Genomic DNA, 25,532 nt, shown 5'->3' with positions numbered 1-25,532 from the left:
CCCCGGTCGGGGGCGCCCTCTTCGCACGCGGTGTCGCGCGCTCAGCGCGGAGCGAGCGGAGCGAGGTAGTCGAGCGATCCGTCCAGCACGGGGACCGACACCAGGACGCCCTCGGCGTCGCCGGACTGGAAGAAGACGGTGACGTCCGTGCCGGGCGCGGAGTCGAGACCCTTCACGGGCAGGGGCTTCTTGCCCTCGTCGCCCTCGGCGCCCAGGCTCACCGTCGACTTCGCGGGGACCTTGAGCGTCAGCGGGATCGAGGACGAGCCCTCGCCGATCTCGATGTTGAGCGTGTGCGACTCGTCGGTGGGGTTGACCACCGCGGCCACGAAGTTGCCCTTGGAGCCGTCCTCGTTCGCGACGATCTGGGCGTTGCGCACCTCGAGGGGGCCGGAGCCGTGGACGTTGGTGCCCTCGGCGGCGGAGTAGGGGATGGTCGTCGCCTGCGGCGAGATCATGCTGCATCCGGTGGTGGTGAGGACGAGTGCGCCCCCGATGGCCAGCGACGCGATGAGGCGGCGGTTCACGGATCCTCCCAAGACGGATGACGGTTCTTCAGCATTCTAGATGCTCGCCGGGGTCGCCGCGGAGCACGCCCCTCCGCAGCGCGCGAGCCGCCGGCCACCCGGGGGGCGGAGAACCTTAGCGTATTTCTCCTGTGGTATCCTGGAGGTTGCCGAAAGGACATAACTCCATGCTTTTTGAGGTTGGCGAGACGGTCGTCTACCCCCACCACGGGGCGGCAACGATCATCGAGGTCAAAGACCGGATCATCAAGGGCGAGACGAAGAAGTACCTGAAGCTCAACGTCACGCAAGGCGACCTGATCATCGAGGTCCCCGCTGAGAACGTCGACCTCGTCGGCGTCCGTGACGTGATCGGCAAGGAGGGCCTGGACAAGGTCTTCGAGGTGCTGCGCGCTCCCTTCACCGAGGAGCCGACCAACTGGTCGCGCCGCTACAAGGCGAACCTCGAGAAGCTCGCCTCCGGCGACGTCATCAAGGTCAGCGAGGTCGTGCGCGACCTGTGGCGCCGCGATCAGGACCGCGGGCTGTCGGCCGGCGAGAAGCGGATGCTCGCGAAGGCGAAGCAGATCCTCGTCTCCGAGCTCGCCCTCGCCGAGAAGACCGACGAGGAGAAGGCCAGCGTGCTGCTGGACGAGGTCCTCGCGAGCTGAGACTTCATCGGAACGGCGCCCCGGTCGGGGCGCCGTTCTGCTGTTCCCGGGTGCACGCGCGCGAGCGGCGCGGCCTGATCGCGATACCGTGAACGGGTGAGCATCACCCCGGTCCCGCGTGTGGGCGTCATCGTGGTCGCAGCCGGTTCGGGCACGCGCCTGGGCGCCGGAGCGCCGAAGGCGTTCGTCGGCATCGACGGCCGCAGCATCCTGCACCATGCGATGACGGAGGTCCTCGCCGCGCCCTCCGCGCAGGTCGTCGTCGTCGCTCCTGCCGGCCGCGAGGGCGACGCGCTGAGCGAGGCGCTGGCCGTCGCCGGAGACCGCCGTGATCTGGTGTCGGTCGTCACCGGCGGCGCCACCCGGCAGGCCTCGGTCGCCGCAGGGCTGGACGCGCTGTGGGCGGACGTGGAGGTCGTGCTGGTGCACGACGCGGCGCGGGCGCTGACCCCCGCGGAGGTGTTCGAGCGGGTGGTGGCCGCCGTCGACGACGGCGCAGCGGGGGTGATCCCGGTGCTGCCGGTGGTCGACACCATCAAGCGTGTCGCGGGCGACCGGATCGTCGCCGCCGTGGACCGCTCGGAACTGGCCGCCGCGCAGACGCCGCAGGGGTTCCGGCGTGACGTGCTCGACGCGGCATACGAGGCCGCCACGGCCGAGTTCACGGACGATGCCGCGCTGGTCGCGGACGCCGGGCATACCGTCGTGGCCGTGGCGGGGCATCCGCTCGCCTTCAAGATCACCACCGCGTCCGATCTCGACCGCGCGCGCCACCTGCTCGCGGCGCCGGCGCCTCGCGCGGCCGTGCGGCTCGACAACGCTCCGGCGATCCCGCGCGTGGGCGTCGGGACCGACGTGCACGCCTTCGGCGGCGACGGGGTGCTGTGGCTGGCCGGGCTGGAGTGGCCCGGCGAAGAGGCCCTGTCGGGCCACTCGGACGGGGATGCCGTGGCGCACGCGATCGTGGACGCGCTCCTGGCGGCGGCCGGTCTCGGCGACATCGGCACGCACTTCGGCACCGATCACCCCGAGTACGCCGGCGCGCATGCCGCGGCGTTCCTCACCCGCACGGTGGCGATCCTCGGGGAGGCGGGCTGGCGGGTGGGCAACGTGTCGGTGCAGGTGCAGGCGAACCGGCCCCGGTTCTCGGCGCGTCGCACCGAAGCCGAACGCGTGCTGTCGGACGCCCTCGGCGGCGCGCCGGTGTCGGTGTCGGCGACGACGACCGACGGGCTCGGTTTCACCGGCCGGGGCGACGGCGTGTCGGCCTTCGCGGTCGCGATCGTCGTCCCCGCCTGATCCGCACGCCGTGCGTCAGAGGGTCCGCGTCATGAACAGCGAGAACGGATCGGGCCCGTACCCTTCGAACGGCCCGCACACGACGAAGCCCTCGCTCTCGTAGAGCCGCTGCGCGGGCGCGAAGTCCTCGGTCGTGCCGGTCTCCAGCCACAGGCTCGTCATGCCGCGGGCGCGTGCGTCGTCGACGATGTGGCGCAGCAGCGCCCGACCGACGCCTGTGCCGCGGAAGCCGTCGGCGACCCGCATCGACTTGATCTCGCCACGGTCGGAGTCCAGTGCCTTGAGCGCGCCGACGCCGGCCAGCTCGTCGTCGATCCACGCCGACCACACCGACAGCGACGGATGCCGCAGCGCGTCGACGTCGAGGGCGTGCACGCTCTCCGGGGGCGACGAGTCGTGCATCCCGGCCAGGTGGGCGGCGATCAGTCGCCGGGTGGCCTCGCCGGTCAGGTGATCGGGACGGATCTCGATGGTGCGCTGCATGTCGCGGCCAGTGTGCCATGCCCGCATTGCGGCCGTGTTTCGTCTCGCTGTGCGGGTCGTGTCAGGCCTCGACGGCGAACGGCGCGGGGTCGCGGGGCGTGCGCGAGCCCCACGCCAGGAGGGCGAGTCCTGCCGCCAGCACGATCAGTCCGACGATCGCGAGGGGCGACAGCCGCTCGCCGAGCACGACGATGCCGAGCACGCTCGCGGTCAACGGCTCGCCCAGGGTGAGGGTGGCCGCCGTGGCCGCGGTCAGGCCGCTCAGACCCCATGTGAACAGCACATAGGCGATCGAGATCGTGGCCAGGCCCAGCCACAGCGCCATCACGAGCCCCGAGGGGGTGCCGAGCCACGTGACGTCCGCGAACGGCAGGGCGAACGCGCACAGCAGCGCCGAGCTCGCCCCCATCCCGCCCACCACGGTGAAGGGATCCCAGCCGTCGTCGAGGAGACGCCGCTGGGCGTTGGCGATCACCGCGAACGAGGCGCCCGCGCCGACCGAGCCGAGGATCCCGAGCGCGTCGGCACCGCCGGCGGTGCCCGCCTCGCCGCCGAAGCCGAGCAGCACCACGCCGAGTGTGGCGAGCGCGGTCGCACCCATCCACGTGGGGCTCGGCATCCGTCGCGTGAGCGCCCACTCCAGCAGGCCGGCGAGGATCGGCGCGGACCCCAGGGCGATGACGGTGCCGACGGCCACCCCGTTGCGCGCGGTGCCGAGGAAGAACAGCGGCTGGTAGACCGCGATGCAGACGCCGGTGAGGACCATGAGGGAGAGCGGCCGCAGGCCCCAGCGCGGGGGCGTCGTGCCCGCCGGACGGCGCCGGGCGTGACGGGCGGCGAGCGAGAACGCGATGATCGCGAGGCCCGTGCCGCCGATCACCATGCGCATGACGCCGATGGACAGCGGCGTCGTGCCGTCGGGTCCGAGTGCCTGCGACGTGCCCGTGGTGCCGAACAGCACGGCGGCGGCGAGGACGGCGAGGACGTGCAGCACCCTACTGTTCTACAGGTCTCCCAGGCCCCCGCCGGTAGGCTGGTGCGGTGACGGTTCAGCTGTATGACACCAAGGCGCAGGCGCTGCGCGACTTCGTGCCGCTCGACCCCGGAAACGTCACTATCTACGTCTGCGGTCCCACCGTGCAGTCCGGCCCCCACATCGGGCACCTGCGCGGCGCGCTGAGCTTCGACATCCTGCGCCGCTGGCTGACCCATCGGTACGGCCGCGTGACCTTCGTGCGCAACGTCACCGACATCGACGACAAAGTGCTCGCCAACGCGACCGACGGCGAAGTGTGGTGGGCGCTGGCCTACCGCATGGAGCTCGCGTTCACCCGCGCGTACAGCGCGATCGGGATCCTTCCGCCGACGTACGAACCGCGCGCGACGGCCTCCATCCCGCAGATGCAGGAGCTCATCGCGCGGCTCATCCAGGCGGGTCACGCCTACGCCGCCGCGGAGGACACGGATGCCGCGGGCGACGTCTACTTCGACGTCCGGTCGTGGGAGCAGTACGGGTCGCTCACGCGGCAGTCGCTGGACGCGATGGAACCCGCCGCCGACGCCGACCCGCGCGGCAAGCGCGACCCCCGCGACTTCGCCCTCTGGAAGGGCGCCAAGGCCGACGAGCCCGCGTCCGCGACGTGGGAGTCGCCGTGGGGACCCGGGCGCCCGGGCTGGCACATCGAGTGCTCCGCGATGGCGCGGCGCTACCTCGGCGCCGAGTTCGACATCCACGGCGGCGGTCTCGACCTGCGCTTCCCGCATCACGAGAACGAGCTCGCCCAGTCCACCGCCGCCGGGGACGGCTTCGCGCGGTACTGGGTGCACAACGGACTGGTGACCGTCGGCGCGCAGAAGATGTCGAAGTCGCTGTTCAACTTCGTGCTCGCAGACGACCTCCTGAGCGAGCGCGACCCGCTCGTCGTGCGCTACGCGCTCGCGGCGGCGCACTACCGGTCGAGCCTCGACATCACGACCTCGACCTTCGACGAGGCCGAGGCGGCGCTCGAGCGCATCCGCACCTTCCAGGAGCGCGCGCTGCGGACGCTGCGCGGCACCGAGGACGTGCGCGTCGCCGCTGCGGTCCCCGCCGCCTTCGCCGCGGCGCTCGACGACGACCTCGGCGTGCCGCAGGGGCTCGCCGTGCTGCATGAGACGGTGCGGGACGGGAACTCGGCCCTCGACGCCGGCGACCGCGACGGGGCGCTGCGCGCGTTCGCCGACGTCGCCGTGATGACCGGCGTGCTCGGCATAGACCCGCTCGACCCGCAGTGGCGCTCGACGGACGCGTCTGCGGAGGCATCCGCCCTGGACGCGCTGGTGCAGACGATGATCGCGCAGCGTGCCGACGCGCGCGCGGCGAAGGACTGGGCGGCGGCCGACCGCATCCGCGATGCGATCGCGGCGGCCGGCATCGCCCTCGAAGACGGTCCCGACGGGACGCATTGGAGTGTCGCCGACGCTCCTCGTGCCGCGGAGAACAACTGACGGGGCGGCGCCCCGCATGAAGGAGAACTGATGGCCAAGCCAGGACGCCCCGGCGCCAGCAAGAGCGGCAAGAAGGGCCCCACCAAGGGCACCGGCGGCAAGAACAAGCGGTCCCTCGAGGGCCGCGGGCCGACCCCCAAGGCGGAGGACCGCGCGTGGCACCCCGCGGGCAAGCGCAAGGCCGCGGCCGAGCGCTACGCCGCGGCGGGCGGCAAGGGCAAGCCCGGGCAGCCGGCGCCGCGCTCGCAGCGGCCCGCGAAGAAGGACGACGACACCGAGACGGTCACCGGCCGCAACTCCGTCCTGGAGGCGCTGCGCGCCAAGATCCCCGCGACCGCGTTCTACATCGCCCAGCGCGTCGAGATGGACGACCGCGTCAAGGAGATGCTGGCGATCGCCACGCACCGTGACATCCCCGTGCTCGAGGTGACCCGCCCCGAGCTGGACCGCATGGCCGGCTTCGACGGTGTGCACCAGGGCGTCGCGCTCAAGGTGCCGCCGTACGAGTACGCGCACCCGCAGGACCTGCTCGAGAAGGTGATCGACGCCGGCCAGACGCCGCTGTTCGTCGCCCTCGACGGCATCACCGACCCGCGCAACCTGGGCGCGATCCTCCGCTCCACCGCGGCGTTCGGCGGCCACGCGGTCATCGTGCCGCAGCGTCGCTCGGCGAGCGTCAACTCGGCGGCGTGGAAGACGAGCGCCGGCGCCGCCGCGCGCATCCCGGTCGCGCTGGCCGCGAACCTCACCGCGATGCTCAAGGACTTCAAGAAGCAGGGCGTGTTCGTCCTCGGCCTCGACGGCGGCGGGGACGTCTCGCTCCCCGCGCTCGAGCTCGCCGACCGGCCGGTCGTGATCGTGGTCGGCTCCGAGGGCAAGGGGCTGTCGCGCCTGGTGACCGAGACGTGCGACCAGGTCGTCTCGATCCCGATCTCGTCGAGCACCGAGTCGCTCAACGCCGGGATCGCGGCATCCGTCGCCCTCTACCAGGTCGCCACCCTGCGCAGCGCTCCTCCCGCGTGATCGCGTCACCCGACGTATTCATGGGAATGAACCGCGCCGTCGGGCGCTTGTGACACGGAAGCCGGCGCAGCGTCCGGCGCACAACACACGTGAAAGGCACACCATGGCACGCATCGCCGTCATCGGAGGGTCGGGCTACGCCGGACGCCACATCGTCGCCGAGGCGGTGAATCGCGGCCACAGCGTGCTCGCCATCGCCCGCCGCATCCCGAGCGAGCGTCAGCCCGGCGCCATCTACATCGAAGGCTCGCTCACGGACGTGCCCGACCTGCTCGCGCAGCTCCAGGGTGTCGACGTCGTGGTGTCGGCGGTCGCGCCCCGCGGCGAGATGCTGGGTCTGGTGCGCCCGAACATCGCCGAACTGGCGTCGCTGCTGCCCGAGGGCGTGCGCATCGGCGTCATCGGCGGCGCCGGCGGCAGCCTCGTCACCGAGGACGGCGAACGCGTCGTCGACCTGCCCTCGTTCTCCGAGGACTACAAGCCCGAGGCGCTCGAGGCGATCGGCATCCTCGAGGACTTCAAGGCGGGCCCCGCGTCGCTCGACTGGTTCTACATCCACCCCGCGGGCGGCTTCGGCCAGTGGAATCCGGGTGAGCGCACCGGCTCGTACCGCACCGGCGGCGACGTCATCGTCACCGACGCCGAGGGGGAGTCGTACATCTCCGGCCCCGACCTGGCCGTCGCGGTCGTCGACGAGATCGAGCACCCGCAGCACCCCCGGCGTCGCTTCACCGTCGGCTACTGAGCGCACGAAGACACGAAGGCGGACCCTCGCGGGTCCGCCTTCGTCGCGTCTGCGGTCAGACGAGATCGCGCCAGTCGATGTCGTCCTCGTCGTCGTCGACGATGGGACCGGATGCCGTGATCACCGGCAGCGACACCGTCTCGGTGGGCGGTCCCATCAGGGTCGCCTCGTCGCGGCGGTGACGCAGCACCGTGTCGATGTAGCTGGTGAGGGCCTCGGCGAGGGGCACGGACTTGCCGGTGGCCTGCGACAGGTACCACCGATGCTCCAGCAGCTGGTGGAACACCTCGGCCGGTTCGAGCTTGGCGCGCAGATCCCACGGGATCGCCTTCACGACGGGCTCGAACACCCGCGTCAGCCACTCGTGGGCGACCATCTCCTCGTCGTCGCCGAGGCGCGTGCTGCGGGCCCGGAACTCGTCGAGGTCGTTGAGCAGACGCCGCGCCTGGTTCTCCTCGACGTCCAGTCCTGTCAGGCGAAGGAGCCGGCGCTGGTGGTGCCCCGAGTCGACGACCTTGGGCTGGATGGAGACCTTGGTGCCGTCGGCGGTGGTCTGGATCGACATCTCGCCGATGTCGAAGCCGAGGTCGTTCAGCCGCCGCACGCGCTCGGTCAGGCGCCACGCCTCGTCGGCGCGGAAGGACTCCTCGTCGGTGAGGGCGCCCCACAGCGAGTGGTACGACGACACGATGCCGTCGGCGATCGCGACGGCGTCCACGCCGCCCTCCAGCCGCCCGCCGGCCTCGAGGTCCATGATCTCGCCGGCGATGTTGGTGCGGGCGACGTCGAGATCGTGGGCGCGCTGCCCGGGGGTGAGTCCGGTCTCGTGGAGCTCGCCGGTCTCGGCGTCGACGAGATACGCGGCGAACGCGCCGGCGTCACGACGGAACAGCGTGTTCGACAGCGACACGTCGCCCCAGAAGAAGCCCACGTTGTGCAGCCGCACCAGCAGCAGCGCCAGCGCATCCACCAGTCGCGTGGCGGTGTCGGGGCGCAGCACCTGGGTGAACAGGGCGCGGTAGGGGAGCGAGAACTTCAGGTGCGCGGTGACCAGGGCGGCGGGCAGAGGCTCGCCCTCGGCATCCGTCCGCCCTGCGATCACGGCCACCCGTTCGACGCACGGGACGTCGAGGCGGGCGAGGTTGCCGAGCATGTCGTACTCGCGCTGCGCCATCGCCTGCGTGGTCTCTTTGATGGCGACCACGCGGCCCGACAGGTTCGCGAAGCGCACCAGGTGGCGCGAGATGCCCTTCGGGAGGAACACGATGTGGCTCGACGGCCACTCTCCCAGCGGTGTCGACCAGGGCAGCGTCAGCAGGCCGGGGTCGACGCTGCTGGCGGTGATGCTCAAGGCCTCGGGCACGTGCTCTCCTGGAAATAGCGCGACGGCGCGGGGGGATGCTTCCCGTATCCGCGGCAACAGCGCTTGCGTGCTGCTGCCGCGGGTATGGGAGCCTACCCAACCGCGCCGTCGCGAACGACCTCTCTTACGCCGAAGCGATCGCCTTGTCGGTGAGGCGCTCGCCCGACTCGATGTCGAACACGTGGACGTGTCCGGGGATCGGGGCCAGCGTGACCTTGTCGCCCGCGAGCGGGTGACGGCGGCCGTCGACGCGGGCGACGATGTCGGTGCGCTTGCCGTTGACGTCGGCGTGGCCGTACAGGTAGCCGTCGGCGCCGAGCTCCTCGACGAGGTCGACCGTGACCGTGAGGCCCTGGCCGTCCTCGGGAGCGACCTGGATGTCCTCGGGACGGACACCGATGGTGACCTCCGAGCCGTGCGCCTTGCCGAGCGTGTCGGCCTCGACACCGACGACCTTGTCGCCGAACTGGATGCCGCCCTCGGCGATGTGCGCCGGGAAGAGGTTCATCGCGGGCGAGCCGATGAAGCCGGCCACGAAGACGTTGTTCGGGGTCTCGTACAGGTCGCGCGGGGTGCCGACCTGCTGGAGGAGGCCGTCCTTGAGGACCGCGATGCGGTCGCCCATCGTGAGCGCCTCGGTCTGGTCGTGCGTGACGTAGACCGTGGTGACGCCGAGGCGGCGCTGCAGCGACGCGATCTGCGTACGGGTCTGCACGCGGAGCTTGGCGTCGAGGTTCGACAGCGGCTCGTCCATGAGGAAGACCTGGGGCTGGCGGACGATCGCGCGGCCCATGGCGACGCGCTGACGCTGACCACCCGAGAGGGCCTTCGGCTTGCGGGTGAGGTACTGCTCGAGGTCGAGGAGCTTGGCGGCCTCGAGGACGCGCGCGGCGCGCTCCTCCTTGCCGACGCCGGCGATCTTGAGCGCGAAGCCCATGTTCTCGGCGACCGTCATGTGCGGGTACAGCGCGTAGTTCTGGAAGACCATCGCGATGTCGCGGTCCTTCGGCGGGACGTCGGTGACGTCGCGGTCGCCGATGAGGATGCGGCCCGAGTTGACCTCTTCGAGGCCGGCCAGCATGCGCAGCGACGTGGACTTGCCACAGCCGGAGGGGCCGACGAGGACCAGGAACTCGCCATCGGCGACCTCGAGGTTGAGCTTGTCCACCGCGGGGCGCGTGCCCCCGGGGTACAGGCGAGTTGCGTTGTCGAACGTGACGGACGCCATTTTGTTCTCCTTCACCGGCAGGTACGTGCCGGACGATCCGTAGTGATGGATTGAGCGGGGGCTCTCCCGCGCGCGCCCGCCATCGGGCGCACGAACAGTATGACACGGCGCGCACGGAGGTTGCGTCTGGTCATTTCCCAGGCTGTCTGACTAGCATCGTGGACGGCCGCCATCCCGCCAGGCCCCGCCGGAACACCGGCACACTTCCGCCCCGAGAGGTTCCATGTCGAGCGACGAGTCACAGAACGCCGCGCCCAGCGAGCGCCGCGACGCCGTGCGCGAAAAGGCGCAGCAGGTGAAGGCGCGACAGTCCAGAGCCCGCGTCATCCGTCGGACCTCGCTGGTCACGGCCGCTGTCGCGGTCGTGGCGATCCTCGCCGTCGTGGTGGTCTGGACCGTGTCCTCGAGCGCGTCGAAGCCCACGATGAGCCCGGCCAACGGCGTGAACGACGGCTTCATGGTGACCGGCGTGACCGGTGGCGGCATCGCGTCCGAAGACTCCGACGCCGGCGGCTCGGTCGAGGGCGAGGCGACCACGACCCCCGACGCGGAGCCCACACCCGAGACGACCCCCACCCCGACCCCGACCGACGCCCCGGGTGTCGACATCCGGGTGTACGTCGATTACCTCTCCACCGGCTCGCGCGAGTTCCAGCTCGCGAACATGAAGCAGCTGTCCGATTGGGTCGGCGACGGCGCCGCGACGCTGACGTACTACCCCGTCGCGATGCTCACCGCGAAGTCCAACGGCACGAAGTACTCGCTCCGGGCCGCCGGTGCCGCCGCGTGTGTCGCGCAGCACTCTCCCGAGTACTTCTTCGCGTTCAACGACGCACTGCTGCGTCAGCAGCCCGACGTCGATTCCGACGGCTTCAGCGACCAGGAGCTGGCTGCGCTGGCGATCGCGACCGGTGTCGACGGGCCCAAGGTCATCCGCTCCTGCATCGAAGACCAGTCGTACGTGTCGTGGGCGAAGACCGCGACCGAGCGCGCCCTCAAGGAGCTGCCCGGCACCGACGGCGTCGCGCTCACCGGAACCCCCATGGTGCTCGTCAACGGCACGCAGTACGTCGGCAAGCTCGGCGACCCCAAGGAATTCGCGCAGTTCGTGCTGACGATCGCGAGCGACGCCTACTACAAGGGCACCCCCACCCCCACCCCGACCCCCGCCGGGTGACCGGTGCCGCGGGTGGGCGCCGGTAGACTGGGCGCTCTGCCGGCTTGGCGCAATTGGTAGCGCACCTAACTTGTAATTAGGGGGTTACGGGTTCGAGTCCCGTAGCCGGCTCCATACGTCGACCCCCGCGCTAGAGTGCGCGGTGTGGAGATCTCCGTCGAGGGTGCGGTGTTCCTCGGTGCTGTCATCCCGTTCGGGCTGCTCATCATGACGATCGAGGCGCGACACGGATGGTCCGCGAACCGAGCGGTGAACGGTTGGCAGTTCCTCGGCGTGCTGCTTGTGGTCACCTGTTCCCTGGTCGCGCTCGTGTTCTGCTTCGTGGCGGTCAACTCGGGGACTGCGCTGGTCGGCGGGTGGGCGTGGTTCGTCGCGGTGGTCGGTGTCGCGCTCTACATCGTGATCGCCGCGTTCCTGGGCGCCGCTCTCAGGGCGAACAGCGACGGTCCGTTCCGAAACGACGAGTAGGCGCCGGGGGCAGGTCGGCCGGTTCGGCTCCGCCCGTGAGCGTGGCCGTCGCCAGCGCTCACGCGGAGGCTCAGCGGGACGCCGGTCGGTCAGCCGGCGGGCGCGAAGGTGATGACCACGGGCGCGGCTCCGCTGGCGCGGTCGTAGACGAGGGTGGCTTCGACCGTCGCCGCACCGCCGGTGGACGGGCCGATCGTCGCGGTGAAGGTCTCCGTCTGCCCCGACCGGTTGAACTCGGCGAGCTGCTCGTCGAGCGGATCGAGCTGCGCGGCATCCCATCCCATGTCGGGCGCGAGCGCGCGCAGGTAGTCGAGCGCGCCCTTCCAGCCCTGCACGACGTCGGGGGAGACGGTCACCGAGACCAGGCGGTCGCCCTCGGCGGTGGCGGTCATCGCCGAGATGTCGCCGAGGACGTAGAGGTCGTCCCCTGCCGCGATGATCGCGCGGACCGGGCGGCGGAACTCCGCCGACTTCTCGCCGTCGGCGGGCATACCGCGCTCGGTGGCCGACAGCGCGCCCTCGCCGATGCGGATCCGCAGCGTGCCGTCGACGTTGACGTAGTCGAACCCGGCGTCGGTGAGCATGGAGCCGCCGTCGGAGGCCTTCTGGTCATCCGATGCGACGGGGTGATCCTGCGTCCACCACGAGCCCTGGATCGCCAGCGACGCGACGACGACGCCGGCGATGACGAGGACGAGCAGCGCTGCGGGCAGCCACACCAGCAGCGCGCGTCTGCGGGGCGAGACGGGCACGTTCCAGGGTAACCGGACCGGCCACGCCCGCGCGGCACGACAGAATGGAACGGTGACCGCTCGCCGCTTCCCCGCCTGGATCGGCATCGGCGGCGCGATGGTCATCGGCATCCTGACCGCCGTGCAGGCGCGCATCAACGGCCAGCTGGGCGTGCGGATCGGCGACGGGTTCGCCGCCGCGGTCATCTCGTTCGGCTCGGGGCTGGTGCTGCTCGTGGTGCTGTCGGCGGCCCTGCCGCAGGGGCGCCGGGGGTTCGCGGCTCTGGCGAGCGGGATCCGTCAGCGCTCGATCCCGGTGTGGATGCTGTGCGGCGGCGTGGCTGGGGCCCTCTCGGTGGCGACGCAGTCGCTGGCCGTCGGCATCATCGGCGTGGCGCTGTTCACCGTCGGGGTGGTCGCGGGGCAGACCGTGAGCGGCCTGCTGCTGGACCGCTCCGGCGTCGGCCCGGCGGGCACCGTCGCGGTGACCCCGGCGCGGCTGGTCGGCGGACTGCTCGCGATGCTCGCCGCGGGGGTGTCTCTCGTCGGCGGCGTCGACGCTCCGCCGCTGCTGCTGGTGCTGCCGTTCCTCGTGGGCGCGGGCATCGCCTGGCAGTCGGCGGTCAACGGCCGGCTGAGGCAGCGCGTCGGGACCCCGCTGACGGCCACCCTGGTGAACTTCATCGGCGGCACGATCGTGCTCGGGGCCGCGGAGCTCATCCACACCGCGGTCGCCGGTCCGCCGGGGTCGTTCCCCGCCGAGCCGTGGCTGTACCTGGGCGGCGCGATCGGCGTCACCTACATCTTCTGCGCGGCGGCGCTCGTGCCGTGCACGGGAGTGCTGCTGCTGGGCCTGGGCACCGTGGTCGGCCAGGTCATCACGTCGGTCGCGATCGATGCGATCTGGCCCACCAGCGCCGCGCCGACGCTCGGGCAGTCGCTGCTCATGTCGACGCTGGCGATCCTCTCGGTCGTCGTGGCGGCCGTGCCGTGGCGAAGGATGCCGCGCCGCGCCCGCTGACCTGTCGTCGCGGCGGCGCGGTACCCGACGGGGCCCGGCAGCCGTGCGCATACGGATCCCTCCGCCATCGGGCCGTTCGGTGGCAAGCTGGTGCTCGTGTCGAAGGTGTCACCGTGCAGCCTCGAGGAGCGGGCGCGCGTCGGTCGCGCGCGGGGCGCGCGATGACCGGACCGCTGCTCCCACCGGGCGACCTCGCCGAGGTCGACCGGATGCTGGCGGTGACCGACCGGCTCCTGGCGGCCGCGTATCCCGGTGACGACGGCACCCGCCAGCCGGTGCACACGGTCTACGTGCCCGCCGACCGATACACGCCGACGCTCCCGCGGGACTGGGGCGTCGCAGCCCTGGCCGCTGTTTCTGCCCACGGCGGGATTGCGGCGGTCGTCCAGGACCTGGACGTCCCCGAGGAGCTGGTGGCCGAGGTCGCCGCCCGGGTGGCGGCGAAGCTCGAGACCGAGCCCGTCGAGGACCTGCGCCTGGACCTCGAGGACGGCTACGGCGACCGCGGCGACGACGCGGAGGATGCCGACGTCCGTCATGCCGCCGCTGGCGTCGCGGAGGCGCTGCAGGAGGGCACCGCGCCGGCGTTCGTCGGCATCCGCATCAAGTCGCTCGAAGCCTCCACGCGAAGGCGCGGCATCCGCTCGCTCGAGCTCTTCCTCGCGGGGCTGCTGGAGGCGGGGGAGCTGCCCGGCGGGCTGCTGATCACCCTGCCGAAGGTGACGACCGTCGCGCAGGTGGTGGCGATGGCGCACCTGTGCGCCCGCCTCGAGGAGCACCACGGCCTGGTGCCGGGGCGCCTGCGGTTCGAGGTGCAGGTCGAGACTCCGCAGCTCGTCCTGGGACCGGACGGCACCTCGCCGCTGGCTGCGGCGATCCACGCCGCCGACGGCCGCGTGAGCGCGCTGCATTACGGCACGTACGACTACTCCGCCGCGCTCGGGATCGCACCGGCGCATCAGTCGCTGGACCACCCCGCCGCCGACCACGCCAAGAACGTGATGCAGGTCGCCGCCGCGCAGACCGGCGTGCGGCTGTCGGACGGCTCGACGAACATCCTCCCGGTGGGTGACGCCGACGCCGTGCGCGCCGCCTGGCGCCTCGGCGCCCGGCTCACGCGACGCTCGCTCGAGCGCGGCTTCTACCAGGGCTGGGACCTGCACCCGGCGCAGCTCGTGCCGCGGTTCGTCGCGAACACCCTGTTCTACCGTGCGGGACTGCCCTCGGCCGGCTCCCGCCTGCACGACTACACGCGCCGCATCGACGGGGCGGTGGCGGACGAGCCCGCCACCGCCGGGGCGCTGGCCGCCTTCGTGCTGCGCGGCATCGCGTGCGGTGCCGTCACCGAGGGCGAGGCGACGGATGCCGCCGGCGTCGACCTCGCCGCGCTCACCGCCCTCGCGCAACCGGGGCGGGCCATCACCCGGGAGTCGCCATGAGCTACTACACCCCGCGCGGCGGGCTGCCGCCGCAGACCGATCTGCTGACCGATCGCGCGGTCGTCACGCTCGCGTACACCTTCATCCCGAAGGGCGTGCTGCGCGACATCGTCACGAGCAGCCTTCCTGGGTTCGCCCGGACGCGCGCATGGATCCTCGCGCGGCCGACGCCGGGATCCGCGACGACGTTCTCGCAGCTGATCGTCGAGATCGCCCCCGGCGGCGGAGCCGCCACGCCCGAACACGAGGTGGGCGTGGAGGGCGTCGTCTTCGTCACCGCGGGAGCCCTCACGCTCACCCTGGCCGGGGAGCCGCATGTGCTCGGGGAGGGCGGGTACGCGTTCCTCGCACCGGGCGCCGAATGGTCGGTGGCCAACGACGGCGACGAGCCGACGAGCTTCCAGTGGATCCGCAAGGCGTACGAGCCGGCGCCGGGCGTCGAGGCTCCGGCATCCTTCATCACGAGCGACCAGGAGGTCGCGCCGGTCGCGATGCCCGGCACGGACGGAGCCTGGGCGACCACGCGGTTCGTCGACGTGGACGACCTGGCGCACGACATGCACGTCAACATCGTGACGTTCCAGCCGGGCGGGTCCATCCCGTTCGCCGAGACCCACGTCATGGAGCACGGCCTGTTCGTGCTGCAGGGCAAGGCCGTCTACCGCCTCAACGACGACTGGGTGGAATGCGAGGCCGGCGACTACATGCTGCTGCGCGCGTTCTGCCCGCAGGCCTGCTACGCCGGCGGACCCGAGCCGTTCCGCTACCTGCTGTACAAGGACGTCAACCGGCAGATCCGACTGACGTGAACGACGTCGACGTGGTCGTGCGCGGGGAGCGCGTCCTGACGCCTGACGGCTTCCGGGGGTGCGAGGTCGGCATCGCGGACGGGGTCATCGTGGCCGTCGAACCGCTCGGCCAGGGCCTGCGGGGACGCGAGGCGGTCGACCTCGCCGCCGACGAGACGCTGCTTCCCGGGCTCGTCGACACGCACGTCCACGTCGACGAGCCTGGTCGCACGGCGTGGGAGGGGTTCGCCTCGGCGACCAAGGCGGCCGCCGCCGGCGGGGTCACCACGATCGTCGACATGCCGCTGAACAGCATCCCGCCGACGGTGTCGATCGACGCGCTCGCGCTCAAACGGCGTGCCGCCCGCGACCAGTCGTTCGTCGACGTGGGGTTCTGGGGCGGCGCGATCCCCGGCAACACCGCCGCGCTGCGCGCCCTCCACGACGACGGCGTCTTCGGCTTCAAGTGCTTCCTGCTGGATTCCGGCGTCGCCGAGTTCCCGCCGCTGGAGCCCGACGAGATGGAACGCGACATGGCCGAGCTCGCGCGCTTCGGCGCGCTGCTCATCGTGCACGCCGAGGATTCCGGCACCATCGCGCACGCACCCTCGGCGGCGGGCGACCACTACGAACGGTTCCTGGCCTCGCGGCCGCGCGCCGCAGAGGACCTCGCGATCGCCGAGGTCATTGAGCGGGCACGGCGCACCGGTGCCAGGGCGCACATCCTGCACCTGTCGTCGTCCGACGCGCTGCCGATGATCGCGCGAGCCAAACGCGACGGCGTGCGCCTGACCGCCGAGACGTGCCCGCACTACCTGGCGCTGTGCGCGGAGGACGTGCCCGACGGCGCGACGGCGTACAAGTGCTGCCCGCCGATCCGCGAGGCCGCCAACCGCGAGCTGCTGTGGCGGGGCCTGCTCGACGGGACGATCGACGCCGTCGTCAGCGACCATTCCCCCTGCACAGCGGACCTGAAGGACCTCGAGCACGGCGACTTCGCGACGGCGTGGGGCGGGGTCGCGTCGCTGCAGCTCGGGCTGCCGGTGGTGTGGTCGCAGGCGCGGCGACGCGACATCCCCCTGCAGACCGTGGTGGAATGGATGTCGGCGCGTCCGGCGGCCCTCGCGGGCCTGACCCGCAAGGGGAGGATCGCACCCGGCTTCGACGCCGACCTGTCGGTGTTCGCACCCGACGAGGCGTTCGTGGTCGACGCGAACCGCCTGCACCACAGGAACCCGCTCACTCCCTACGACGGCCACGAGCTGTCGGGCGTCGTGCGCGAGACGTTCCTGCGCGGTGAGCGCGTCGACTTCGTGCAACCGCGCGGGCGCCTGATCCGGCGCGGCGCGGCCTGAGCGCCCCCGATCCGCCCGGAACCGGGGACCAGATGTCGGAAGAAGAGTGAGATGTCCGCAGATCCCTACGGCAGCGGCCCCGAGGTCCTCGACCCCGAGGACGACCTGCGCGCCCTCGTCGCCACGCGCCCGGTGCGTCACCGCCCGGTGGCCCCCGCGATCGCACGGTCGTGGCTGCTCGTGCCCGGCACGCGCACCGAGACCTTCGACGACATGGCCGCATCCCGCGCCGACGCGGTCGTGCTCGACATCGAGGACGCGGTCGACCCGCGCAACAAGCCGCAGGCCCGGCAGGACGTCGCCGACTGGCTGCGCGCCGGAGGCCGTGCCTGGGTGCGCGTGAACGACGCGCTGAGTCCGTTCTGGGCCGACGACCTCGCCGCGCTCGCCGGCATCCCGTCGCTGGAGGGCATCATGCTCGCCAAGACCGAGTCGCCCGACCAGGTGACGAGCTCGTTCGACCGTCTGGGCGGCAACGTGCCGGTGGTGGCCCTCATCGAATCGGCGCTGGGCATGGAGGACGCCGCCCACATCGCCCGCGCGCGCGGCGCGTTCCGCCTCGCGTTCGGCAGCGGCGACTTCCGCCGCGACACCGGCATGAGCGCGGATGCCGAGGCGATGGCCTATCCGCGCGCACGACTGGTCGTCGCCAGCCGGGTGGGCGATCTCCCGGGCCCGATCGACGGTCCCACCGTCGGCAACAGCATGCCGACCCTGCGCGAGCACTCCGCCATCACCGTGTCGATGGGGATGACCGGCAAGCTGTGCCTGGCCGCCGAGCAGGCACCGGTGATCAACGAGGTGATCAGCCCGACCCCGAGCGAGGTGGAGTGGGCACTGGACTTCCTCGCCGACTTCGAGAGCCGTGGCCGGGTCGTCCGCGACGGCAGCGACTTGCCACGACTGGGCCGGGCGCAGAAGATCGAGAAGCTGGCTCTCGCATTCGGGGTGCACCCGACCTCGTGACCGGCGCCGACCGGCCTTCCCGCACCGCAGAAGGGACGCACGACATGGCAGAGGACACCCGCCTGGCGGCAGGCGACGCGAACCCGGGCTTCGCCCTTCCCGACGCGGCGGGCGCCGTCGTGCGTCCGGAGGACTTCGCCGGACGGCGACTGGTCGTCTACTTCTACCCGGCGGCGTTCACGCCCGGCTGCACGACCGAGGCCTGCGACTTCCGCGACAACCTCGCGTCGCTGCAGGCGGCCGGCGTCGCCGTGGTCGGCATCTCGCCCGACCCGGTCGCACGACTGGCCGAGTGGGCGGAGGCCGAGCGGCTGTCGTTCCCGCTGCTCTCGGACGAGGACCACGCGGTGGCCGAGGCGTGGGGCGCGTGGGGCACCAAGATCGTGAACGGACAGGAGCGCATCGGCCTGATCCGCTCGACCTTCGTGCTCGACCCGGACGGCACGATCGCCTCCGCCGAGTACTTCGTGGATCCGAACGGTCACGTCGCGCGGCTGCGGGACCTCCTGGCCGCCTGAGCACCGACCCGCCGCTGCAGCGATGAAGCTGGACGCGTTCAACCGGATCGACGCGGACGCCGCGCGGACGCTGTTGCGGCCGTGCGTCGACATCGACCGCTGGATCGACGCCGTCGTGGCGCGGCGCCCGTATGCCACCGTGGCCGACCTCATCGAGACCGCCGGCACCGCCGCGCCGGGCTGGACCGTCGCCGAGATCGACGGCGCCCTCTCGCATCACCCCCGCATCGGAGAGCGTCCACGCGGCGCGAGCGCCGAGGCGTCGCTGTCGCGCGCCGAGCAGGCGGGGCTCGGGATGCCGGCCGACGACGTCGCCACCGCGCTCGCCGCCGGCAATCGAGCATACGAGGAGAGGTTCGGGCGCGTGTTCCTCATCAGGGCGGCGGGGCGCAGCGCCGACGAGATCCTCGATGCGCTGCGCGCGCGGCTGGCCCACACTGAGGAGCAGGAGATCCTCGTCGTAGCGGAGCAGCTGCGCCAGATCGCCGTCCTCCGACTGGAAGGGATCGTCGAGTCATGAGCCAGGTCACGACGCACGTTCTGGATGCCGCACTCGGAACCCCCGCCCGCGGCGTGGGGGTGGTGCTCAGCCGCGCGGACGGCGATGTGATCGCGTCCGGGGCGACCGACGACGCCGGACGCATCGCGGACCTGGGCCCGGCGCGTCTCGAGGCCGGGACGTACCGCCTCGCCTTCGCGACGGGCGCCTACTTCGCCGGCACCGGACGCGAGACGTTCTACCCCGCGGTGTCGATCGAGTTCGCGGTGTCCGACCCCGACCAGCACTACCACGTGCCGCTGCTCATCAGCCCGTTCTCGTACTCCACGTACCGGGGGAACTGACATGGCCGAGCGCAGGATCGTCCTGGGTGCGAACCAGTACGGCAAGGCGGAGGTGCGCCTCGTGCGCATCGACCGCAGCACCCCGCGGCACGAGATCACCGATCTGAACGTCACGTCGCAGCTGCGCGGCGACTTCACGGAGGCCCACACCGAGGGCGACAACTCCGGCGTGGTCGCCACCGACACGCAGAAGAACACCGTCTTCGCGTTCGCCCGCGACGGCGTGGGCACGCCCGAGGAGTTCCTGTTGCGCCTGGGCCGCCACTTCACGAGCGAGTTCGACGCGGTGACCGGGGGTCGATGGGAGGCCGAGCAGTACCGCTGGAGCCGCATCCCGGTCGACGGCGGCGACGGCCACGATCACGCGTTCGTCCGCGGCGGCACCGAGACCCGTTCCGCCGTGGTCGTCTTCGACGGCGACCGACCGACCGTCATCTCCGGGCTGCACGACCTGGCCGTGCTGAAGTCGACCGGGTCGGAGTTCCGAGGGTTCGTGCGCGACAGGTACACGACGCTCGCCGAGACCGACGACCGCATCCTCGCGACGTCCGTCACCGCGAAGTGGCGGTACGGCCGGACCGACCTGGACTTCGACGAGACCTTCGCCGACGTGCGCCGACTGCTGCTCGAGGCGTTCGCGCAGACCCACTCGCTCGCGCTGCAGCAGACGCTGTTCGAGATGGGCCGGCGTGTGCTCGCGGCGCACGACGAGATCGAGGAGATCCGGTTCTCGATGCCGAACCTGCACCACTTCGCGGTGGATCTGAGCCCCTTCGGGCTCGACAACCCGAACGAGGTCTTCTACGCCGCCGACCGCCCGTACGGGCTCATCGAGGCCACCGTGCTCCGCGAGGGCGCGGACGCGGAGCATCCCGCCTGGGCCGGCATCGCCGGCTTCTGCTGACGGTGGGAGAGCGGATGCCGCGGGCCGCGGCATCCGCTCCGTCACGAAGCCAGGGCGGCGTCCCGCGCCTCGGCGAACGCGGTCACCGCGCGGCGGATCTGCTCGTCGGTGTGGGCGGCCGACAGCTGGACGCGGATGCGCGCCTGGCCCTTCGGCACGACGGGGTACGAGAACGGCGTCACGAACACACCGCGGCTCTGCAGCTCGCGCGCGACGGCCCCGGTGACGACGGCATCGCCGAACATCACCGGGACGATCGGGTGGGAGCCCGGCAGCAGCGTGAAGCCGGCGGCATCCATCCCCTCGCGGAACAGGGCCGCGTTGTGCGTGAGGCGCTCGCGCAGCTCGCCGGAGGACGCCACGAGATCGAGGGCGACGAGCGTGCCCGCGACGATCGCCGGCGCCAGCGAGTTCGAGAACAGGTAGGGGCGGGCGCGCTGGCGCAGCAGCTCGACGATCTCGCCGTGCGCGGCGACGTAGCCGCCGGAGGCGCCGCCCAGCGCCTTGCCGAACGTGCCGGTGGTGATGTCGACGCGTCCTTCGACGCCGCACAGCTCGGGCGTGCCGCGGCCGTGCTCGCCGACGAACCCGACGGCGTGCGAGTCGTCGACGAACACCAGCGCGCCGTACCGGTCGGCGAGGTCGCAGATCTCGGCGAGCGGGGCGTAATAGCCGTCCATCGAGAACACCCCGTCGGTGACGATCACCCGGCGCCGCGCGTCGGCCGCCTCCACCAGCCGCGCCTCGAGGTCGGCCATGTCGCGGTTGCGGTACCGGAAGCGCCGCGCCTTGGACAGCCGGATGCCGTCGATGATCGACGCGTGGTTGAGCTCGTCGGAGATGATCGCGTCGTCGGGGCCGAACAGCGTCTCGAAGACGCCGCCGTTCGCGTCGAAGCACGACGAGAACAGGATCGCGTCGTCATAGCCGAGGAAGGACGACAGCCGCTTCTCGAGCTCCAGGTGCTGGCCCTGCGTGCCGCAGATGAACCGCACGCTGGCCATCCCGTAGCCCCACTCGTCCAGTCCCGCGTGGGCCGCCGCGACCACGCGCGGGTCGTCGGCGAGGCCGAGGTAGTTGTTGGCGCAGAAGTTCAGCACGCCCGCGCCGTCCACCGACACCAGTGAGGACTGCGGCCCCTCGATGCCTCGCTCGTGCTTGGTGAGCCCTGCCTCGTCGATCTCGCGCAGCTCGCCCTGCAGCTGTTCCCGCATCGCACCGTACATGCTCAGACCTCCGTCCAGTCGAGGATGACCTTGCCGACGCCGCCCGAGCGGGCGGCCTCGAATCCCGCCTGCCACTCACGGGCGGGCAGGCGATCCGAGATCACCGAGGCGACGCGGTCGCGCAGCACGGCGCTCGTCTGCATCATCGCGCTCATCGAGTTCCAGGTCTCGAACATCTCCCGCCCGTAGATGCCCTTCAGCGTCAGCATATGCGTGACGACCTTGCCCCAGTCGATGGCGAAGGGCTCGCTCGGCAGGCCCAGCATCGCGATACGGGCACCGTGGGTCATGTTGTCGATCATCGACGACAGCGCCGCGGCCGCGCCGCTCATCTCCAGCCCCACGTCGAAGCCCTCGCGCATGCCCAGCCGCTGCTGGACGTCGCGGATGTCTTCGCGCGAGACGTCGACGACGGCATCCGCACCCATGCCCTTGGCGAGCTCGAGGCGGGTCGCGCTCACGTCGGTGGCCACCACGAAACGCGCGCCCGCGTGGCGGGCGACGGCGATCGCCATCAGGCCGATCGGGCCGCAGCCGGTCACCAGCACGTCCTCGCCGACCACGTCGAACGCCAGCGCGGTGTGGACGGCGTTGCCCAGCGGGTCGAAGATCGCGGCGACCTCGGGCTCGATGGGGCTGTGATGCACCCACACGTTCTCGCCGGGGATCACGACGTACTCCGCGAACGCGCCGTCGCGGTGCAGGCCCAGGCCGAGCGTGCGGATGCACATCTGCCGACGGCCGGCGCGGCAGTTGCGGCACATGCCGCACACGATGTGCCCCTCGCCCGACACGAAGTCGCCGACGGCAACATCGTGCACGAGCTCGCCCACCTCGACGACCTCGCCGCTGAACTCGTGACCCGGGATGAGCGGGGTGCGGATCGTCGACGCCGCCCAGTCGTCCCACCGTTCGATGTGCAGGTCGGTTCCGCAGATCCCGGTGCGCAGCACCCGGATCTTCACATCGGCGGGGCCGGGAACGGGATCGGGCCGTTCGGCCCACTCGAATCCGGCACCAGGGGCGGGCTTGAACAGCGCTTTCAACGGGACTCCCTACTCGTCGGCGAGTGGATGGATCGTGACTCCCTGGACGACACGGTTGACGTCGCCTGAGGGGAAGGGGTTGTCGGGCATGAGGCCCAGTCGCAGCGACTGGCCGAGGGCGAGAGACTGCGCGAAGACAGCGTACGGCAGAGCGAGTGCGGCGTCGTCCAGGCCCGCGGCGTCGGGCAGCACCCAGGTCGTCGCACCGTCGACCGCGAGCGGCTCCGACGCCACCGCGACCACGCGGTGCTCACCCGGGGTCGCGACCAGCTCGGTGAGGATGTCGAGGTCGTACTGGCGGGTGTAGCCGTCGGACGACACGAAGACGATGACGAGGGTCTCGTCGTCGAGCACCGACTTGGGGCCGTGGCGGAAACCGAGCGAGCTGTCGAAGAGTCCGACGATGCGCCCCGCGGTGAGCTCGAGCAGCTTGAGCGCCGCCTCCTGCGCGAGACCGGTCAGCGGCCCGCTGCCGAGGTACACCACGCGGTCGAAGTCCCGGCGCGCCAGCTCCGCCGGCAGCGCCGAGCCGCCGTTGAGGGCCCAGTCGCCTGCCGCCGACGTCGCGTCGACGTGATCGCGGAACCCGGGGGCGAACGTGAGCAGCGCGACCAGCAGCATCGACGAGAAGCTCGACGTCATGGCGAATCCGGCGTCGTTGGTGCCCTCCGGGGTCACCAGCACGAGATCTCCCGGCCGCTCGGAGTGGCGGCGGTACAGGTCGCCGGTGACGTCGCACGTGATGATCACGTGGTGCACGTCGTCGAGCACGGCGTCGGCCAGTTCCGTGGCGGCCACGCTCTCGGGGCTGCGGCCCGACCGTGCGAACGACACCAGCACCGTCGGGATGTTCTCGGCGAACGCGGCGCGCGGGTCGGCGACGATGTCGGTGGTCGCGATCGCGTCGATGCGCCGCCCGGTCGCCCGTGACAGGGCGGGAGCGGCGATGCGTCCGATGAACGCGGAGGTGCCGGCGCCGGTGAGCACGATGCGGGCATCCGCATGACGGGCCAGGAACAGGTCGATGCGCTCGCGGTGCGCGTCGACCACGGCGCGGGCGTCGCGCCACATGCGAGGCTGCTGCGCGATCTCGCGCGCGGTGCGGACGTTGGCGTGGTCAAACAAGGTGTTCGTCTCCTGTCGTGGTGAAACGGGCCGGGATGCCGGCCGCGTCGAAAGCTGCGAGGGCGGCGCCGTAGCGGCCCGCGGCGCCGCCGAAGGCCCCGCGCACCACCTCGGGGCGGCGCTGCCAGATGAGTCGGTCGAGCAGGCGCCCGCGGAGGGGAACGAGCAGGGTGTCGCCCGCCTCGGAGAGGCCTCCGCCGATGACGATCCGCTCCGGTGCGAGGAGGGTGACGTAGACGGTCAGCGCGTCGACGAGCCCGTCGACGGCGTCGTCCCAGACCGCGGCGGCGTCGGCGTCGCCCTGAGCGGCGAGCGCGATGACCTCGGCGGCGCCGTGCATCTCGGTGCCGGTGCGCTCGCGGTAGCGGCGGACGATGGCCGCCGCCGTCGCGATCGTCTCGACGCACCCGGTCGCCCCGCACGCGCAGCGCAGCCCGGTGCCGATGTCGATGTGCCCGAGTTCGCCGACGAAGGGCCCCTCGAGGAGCCGCCCGCCGTGCCAGATCGTCGCCGACACGCCGGTCCCGATCGGTGCGTACAGTGCGTCCGCGGGGCCGGCGGCCGCGCCCCAGGCGCGCTCGAGCACTCCCGCCGCCCGGACGTCGTGGCCGAAGCCCACCGGCAGGTCGAGGCTGTCGTGCAGGAGCGCGCGGAACGGGATGTCGCGCCAGCCGATGTTCTCGGAGTTCACCGCGACGCCCGACGCCTCGTCGACGACGCCCGGCACCACCAGCCCGACCGCCGCGATGCCGCGGTCGGAGGCGACCAGGTCGTCGACGAATCCGAGCACCGCGCGGACGACGGCATCCGGCCCGTCGGCGACCGGGGTGACGCGCCGCCGCAGCGGGCCGCTCGCACCCTTCGCGTCGATGATCGACGCCTTCATGGACGTGCCGCCGACGTCGATCGCGGCGACGCGGGCCGTGGCGGGCGCGGTCATTCGCGCTGTCCGCGTTCGAAGTACGCCACGAGGTCGTCCTCGAGCGCCGGGACCTCGATCGCCCCGCCGTCGCCGCGCAGCGACTGCGTGGCGAGGATGCCGGCGGCGACCGCCTCGCGGGCGGCGACCGGGGAGGTCTCGGTGAGCCCGCCGTCGCGGACGAAGCGCAGGAACTCGGCGATCAGCAGGCCATCGGCCCCGCCGTGCCCGCTGTCGGTGATCGTCGGCACGACGAACGATTCGTCGGGCTCTGCCGATCCGCCGTGCCGCCGGTTCCACAGCGCGACGGTCGAGCCCGAGTCGTCGCCGAGGTTCTCGATGCGCCCCTCGGTGCCGATCACGGTGTAGTTGCGCCAGTAGTCCGGAGTGAAGTGGCACTGCTGGTACGAGGCGAGCACGCCGTTGGTCAGGTGCATGTTCACCATCGAGATGTCCTCGACGTCTACCACCGGGTGCAGCCCCGTCAGGGAGGTCGGCGGCCAGTTGTCGACGCTGAACCAGTCTGGCATCCGCTCGCCGGTCCGATCGCGGCGGTCGGTGATCTCGCCGTAGACGCTGAGCGAGCCCATCGCCGCGACGCGGTCGGCGTAGGCGCCGGCGAGCCAATGGATGACGTCGATGTCGTGGGCGCCCTTCTGCAGGAGCAGTCCCGTCGTGCGCCGGCGGTCGGCGTGCCAGTCCTTGAAGTAGAAGTCGCCGCCGTGCCCGACGAAGTGCCTGCACCAGATCGCCTTCACGTCGCCGATGCGGCCTTCCGCGATGAGCTGTCGCATCAGGGTGATGACCGGCATGTGACGCATGTTGTGACCGATGTACAGGCGCGTGCCGGTACGGCGGGCCGTGCGCAGCATCTCGTCGGCATCGTCCAAGTCGATCGCCATCGGCTTCTCGCAGAACACCGCGACGCCGGCCTCGAGCGCGCGGATCGCGATCCGCGCGTGCGTGTCGTCCGGGCTCAGGACCATGACGGCGTCGATCCCGCTCGCCAGCAGCTCGTCGAGGGAGTCCGTGACGAGCGCCTCCGGGTACTCGGCGCTCGCCGCCGCGCGCGCCTCGGGGGAGAGGTCGCAGACCGCCGCGACGCGCGAACCGGCGCCGGGGCGATGCACCTCCGCCCGAATGCCGGCGCGTGCACCGAACCCGACGATTCCGACTGCGAGATCCACGTGTATGACTCCTT

The 25,532-nt window shown here is 71.7% G+C and carries 27 protein-coding genes and 1 tRNA gene; 17 read left to right on the top strand and 11 right to left on the bottom strand.

The genetic code is table 11. The annotated features are described in order from the left end of the window. Positions 1-41: 41 nt before the first annotated feature. On the bottom strand, positions 42-527 hold the full coding sequence (locus tag AC1DDU_RS01850; RefSeq protein WP_477430925.1) for a DNA modification methylase: 486 nt from the start codon (positions 525-527) through the stop codon (positions 42-44). Between the two features lie 167 nt (positions 528-694). On the opposite strand from AC1DDU_RS01850, the gene AC1DDU_RS01845 reads away from it, so the two are divergent. Then, on the top strand, positions 695-1,177 hold the full coding sequence (locus AC1DDU_RS01845; protein ID WP_426320876.1) for a CarD family transcriptional regulator: 483 nt from the start codon (positions 695-697) through the stop codon (positions 1,175-1,177). A gap of 96 nt (positions 1,178-1,273) precedes the next feature. After that, complete coding sequence (ispD, locus tag AC1DDU_RS01840) at positions 1,274-2,476, top strand: 2-C-methyl-D-erythritol 4-phosphate cytidylyltransferase (protein ID WP_477430924.1); 1,203 nt, start codon at positions 1,274-1,276, stop codon at positions 2,474-2,476. Between the two features lie 15 nt (positions 2,477-2,491). Here the strand turns inward: ispD and AC1DDU_RS01835 are convergent, their stop codons facing one another. Further along, positions 2,492-2,959 carry a GNAT family N-acetyltransferase gene (locus tag AC1DDU_RS01835; RefSeq protein ID WP_477430923.1) on the bottom strand — a complete coding sequence of 156 codons (468 nt, stop codon included), beginning with the start codon at positions 2,957-2,959 and terminating at the stop codon, positions 2,492-2,494. 61 nt (positions 2,960-3,020) lie between these two features. Continuing rightward, positions 3,021-3,953 carry a DMT family transporter gene (locus tag AC1DDU_RS01830; RefSeq protein ID WP_477430922.1) on the bottom strand — a complete coding sequence of 311 codons (933 nt, stop codon included), beginning with the start codon at positions 3,951-3,953 and terminating at the stop codon, positions 3,021-3,023. A 47-nt stretch (positions 3,954-4,000) separates the two neighbouring features. Between AC1DDU_RS01830 and cysS the strand changes: the two genes are divergently transcribed. From cysS to AC1DDU_RS01815, 3 genes are all read left to right on the top strand, one after another. Beyond that, positions 4,001-5,446, top strand: coding sequence for a cysteine--tRNA ligase (gene cysS, locus AC1DDU_RS01825; RefSeq protein ID WP_477430921.1), 1,446 nt, complete (start codon positions 4,001-4,003; stop codon positions 5,444-5,446). A gap of 30 nt (positions 5,447-5,476) precedes the next feature. Continuing rightward, on the top strand, positions 5,477-6,469 hold the full coding sequence (gene rlmB, locus AC1DDU_RS01820; RefSeq protein ID WP_477430920.1) for a 23S rRNA (guanosine(2251)-2'-O)-methyltransferase RlmB: 993 nt from the start codon (positions 5,477-5,479) through the stop codon (positions 6,467-6,469). A 103-nt stretch (positions 6,470-6,572) separates the two neighbouring features. Then, positions 6,573-7,214, top strand: a complete 642-nt coding sequence (locus AC1DDU_RS01815; protein ID WP_477430919.1) for an NAD(P)-dependent oxidoreductase — start codon at positions 6,573-6,575, stop codon at positions 7,212-7,214. Between the two features lie 55 nt (positions 7,215-7,269). Here AC1DDU_RS01815 and AC1DDU_RS01810 read toward each other — a convergent pair whose 3' ends face one another. Continuing rightward, positions 7,270-8,577 carry a DUF4032 domain-containing protein gene (locus AC1DDU_RS01810; protein ID WP_477430918.1) on the bottom strand — a complete coding sequence of 436 codons (1,308 nt, stop codon included), beginning with the start codon at positions 8,575-8,577 and terminating at the stop codon, positions 7,270-7,272. A 124-nt stretch (positions 8,578-8,701) separates the two neighbouring features. Continuing rightward, positions 8,702-9,805, bottom strand: coding sequence for an ABC transporter ATP-binding protein (locus AC1DDU_RS01805; protein WP_477430917.1), 1,104 nt, complete (start codon positions 9,803-9,805; stop codon positions 8,702-8,704). Positions 9,806-10,028: 223 nt separating this feature from the next. Between AC1DDU_RS01805 and AC1DDU_RS01800 the strand changes: the two genes are divergently transcribed. The 3 genes from AC1DDU_RS01800 (at position 10,029) to AC1DDU_RS01790 (ending at position 11,450) form a co-directional block, all read left to right on the top strand. Next, positions 10,029-10,982, top strand: a complete 954-nt coding sequence (locus tag AC1DDU_RS01800) for a DsbA family protein (RefSeq protein ID WP_477430916.1) — start codon at positions 10,029-10,031, stop codon at positions 10,980-10,982. A 38-nt stretch (positions 10,983-11,020) separates the two neighbouring features. Next, a tRNA-Thr gene (locus AC1DDU_RS01795) sits at positions 11,021-11,096 on the top strand. 30 nt (positions 11,097-11,126) lie between these two features. Then, a complete protein-coding gene (locus AC1DDU_RS01790) occupies positions 11,127-11,450 on the top strand; it encodes a hypothetical protein (RefSeq protein ID WP_477430915.1) in 324 nt (107 codons plus the stop codon). Positions 11,451-11,539: 89 nt separating this feature from the next. Here the strand turns inward: AC1DDU_RS01790 and AC1DDU_RS01785 are convergent, their stop codons facing one another. Next, the gene (locus AC1DDU_RS01785) at positions 11,540-12,202 is read right to left on the bottom strand and encodes a hypothetical protein (protein WP_477430914.1); all 663 of its coding nucleotides are present in this window, start codon (positions 12,200-12,202) and stop codon (positions 11,540-11,542) included. Between the two features lie 52 nt (positions 12,203-12,254). On the opposite strand from AC1DDU_RS01785, the gene AC1DDU_RS01780 reads away from it, so the two are divergent. The 9 genes from AC1DDU_RS01780 (at position 12,255) to pucL (ending at position 20,015) form a co-directional block, all read left to right on the top strand. Beyond that, positions 12,255-13,202, top strand: a complete 948-nt coding sequence (locus AC1DDU_RS01780; protein WP_477430913.1) for a DMT family transporter — start codon at positions 12,255-12,257, stop codon at positions 13,200-13,202. A 161-nt stretch (positions 13,203-13,363) separates the two neighbouring features. Next, positions 13,364-14,641: a DUF6986 family protein gene (locus AC1DDU_RS01775; protein ID WP_477430912.1), complete on the top strand. Its 1,278-nt coding sequence runs from the start codon at positions 13,364-13,366 to the stop codon at positions 14,639-14,641. Further along, positions 14,638-15,450, top strand: a complete 813-nt coding sequence (locus AC1DDU_RS01770; RefSeq protein ID WP_477430911.1) for a bifunctional allantoicase/(S)-ureidoglycine aminohydrolase — start codon at positions 14,638-14,640, stop codon at positions 15,448-15,450. The genes AC1DDU_RS01775 and AC1DDU_RS01770 overlap by 4 nt, the downstream gene beginning before the upstream one ends. After that, positions 15,447-16,784 (top strand): allantoinase AllB, encoded by a 1,338-nt coding sequence (gene allB, locus AC1DDU_RS01765; protein ID WP_477430910.1) that lies wholly within the window; start codon positions 15,447-15,449, stop codon positions 16,782-16,784. The genes AC1DDU_RS01770 and allB overlap by 4 nt, the downstream gene beginning before the upstream one ends. 51 nt (positions 16,785-16,835) lie before the next feature. Further along, the gene (locus AC1DDU_RS01760; protein ID WP_477430909.1) at positions 16,836-17,750 is read left to right on the top strand and encodes an HpcH/HpaI aldolase/citrate lyase family protein; all 915 of its coding nucleotides are present in this window, start codon (positions 16,836-16,838) and stop codon (positions 17,748-17,750) included. Between the two features lie 44 nt (positions 17,751-17,794). Continuing rightward, complete coding sequence (gene bcp, locus AC1DDU_RS01755) at positions 17,795-18,268, top strand: thioredoxin-dependent thiol peroxidase (RefSeq protein ID WP_477430908.1); 474 nt, start codon at positions 17,795-17,797, stop codon at positions 18,266-18,268. Between the two features lie 22 nt (positions 18,269-18,290). Then, a complete protein-coding gene (gene uraD / locus AC1DDU_RS01750) occupies positions 18,291-18,788 on the top strand; it encodes a 2-oxo-4-hydroxy-4-carboxy-5-ureidoimidazoline decarboxylase (protein ID WP_477430907.1) in 498 nt (165 codons plus the stop codon). After that, positions 18,785-19,111, top strand: a complete 327-nt coding sequence (gene uraH / locus AC1DDU_RS01745) for a hydroxyisourate hydrolase (protein ID WP_477430906.1) — start codon at positions 18,785-18,787, stop codon at positions 19,109-19,111. Before uraD ends, uraH begins: the two co-directional genes overlap by 4 nt. Before the next feature lies 1 nt (position 19,112). Beyond that, a complete protein-coding gene (gene pucL / locus AC1DDU_RS01740) occupies positions 19,113-20,015 on the top strand; it encodes a factor-independent urate hydroxylase (protein WP_477430905.1) in 903 nt (300 codons plus the stop codon). Positions 20,016-20,056: 41 nt separating this feature from the next. Here pucL and AC1DDU_RS01735 read toward each other — a convergent pair whose 3' ends face one another. Genes AC1DDU_RS01735 through AC1DDU_RS01715 form a run of 5 tightly spaced genes read right to left on the bottom strand, consistent with a single transcriptional unit; the run spans position 20,057 to position 25,518 of the window. Beyond that, complete coding sequence (locus AC1DDU_RS01735) at positions 20,057-21,241, bottom strand: glycine C-acetyltransferase (RefSeq protein WP_477430904.1); 1,185 nt, start codon at positions 21,239-21,241, stop codon at positions 20,057-20,059. Positions 21,242-21,243: 2 nt separating this feature from the next. Continuing rightward, positions 21,244-22,287, bottom strand: coding sequence for an L-threonine 3-dehydrogenase (tdh, locus tag AC1DDU_RS01730; protein ID WP_477430903.1), 1,044 nt, complete (start codon positions 22,285-22,287; stop codon positions 21,244-21,246). Positions 22,288-22,296: 9 nt separating this feature from the next. Beyond that, complete coding sequence (locus AC1DDU_RS01725) at positions 22,297-23,412, bottom strand: SIS domain-containing protein (protein ID WP_477430902.1); 1,116 nt, start codon at positions 23,410-23,412, stop codon at positions 22,297-22,299. Continuing rightward, the gene (locus AC1DDU_RS01720; protein ID WP_477430901.1) at positions 23,405-24,352 is read right to left on the bottom strand and encodes an ROK family protein; all 948 of its coding nucleotides are present in this window, start codon (positions 24,350-24,352) and stop codon (positions 23,405-23,407) included. The genes AC1DDU_RS01725 and AC1DDU_RS01720 overlap by 8 nt, the downstream gene beginning before the upstream one ends. Continuing rightward, entirely contained in the window at positions 24,349-25,518 is a 1,170-nt protein-coding gene (locus tag AC1DDU_RS01715; RefSeq protein WP_477430900.1) for a Gfo/Idh/MocA family protein, read from the bottom strand. The genes AC1DDU_RS01720 and AC1DDU_RS01715 overlap by 4 nt, the downstream gene beginning before the upstream one ends. Positions 25,519-25,532 lie beyond the last annotated feature (14 nt).

Source organism: Microbacterium sp. 05T445 (assembly GCF_056395865.1).
This window is presented reverse-complemented; position numbering and strand designations above follow the sequence as displayed.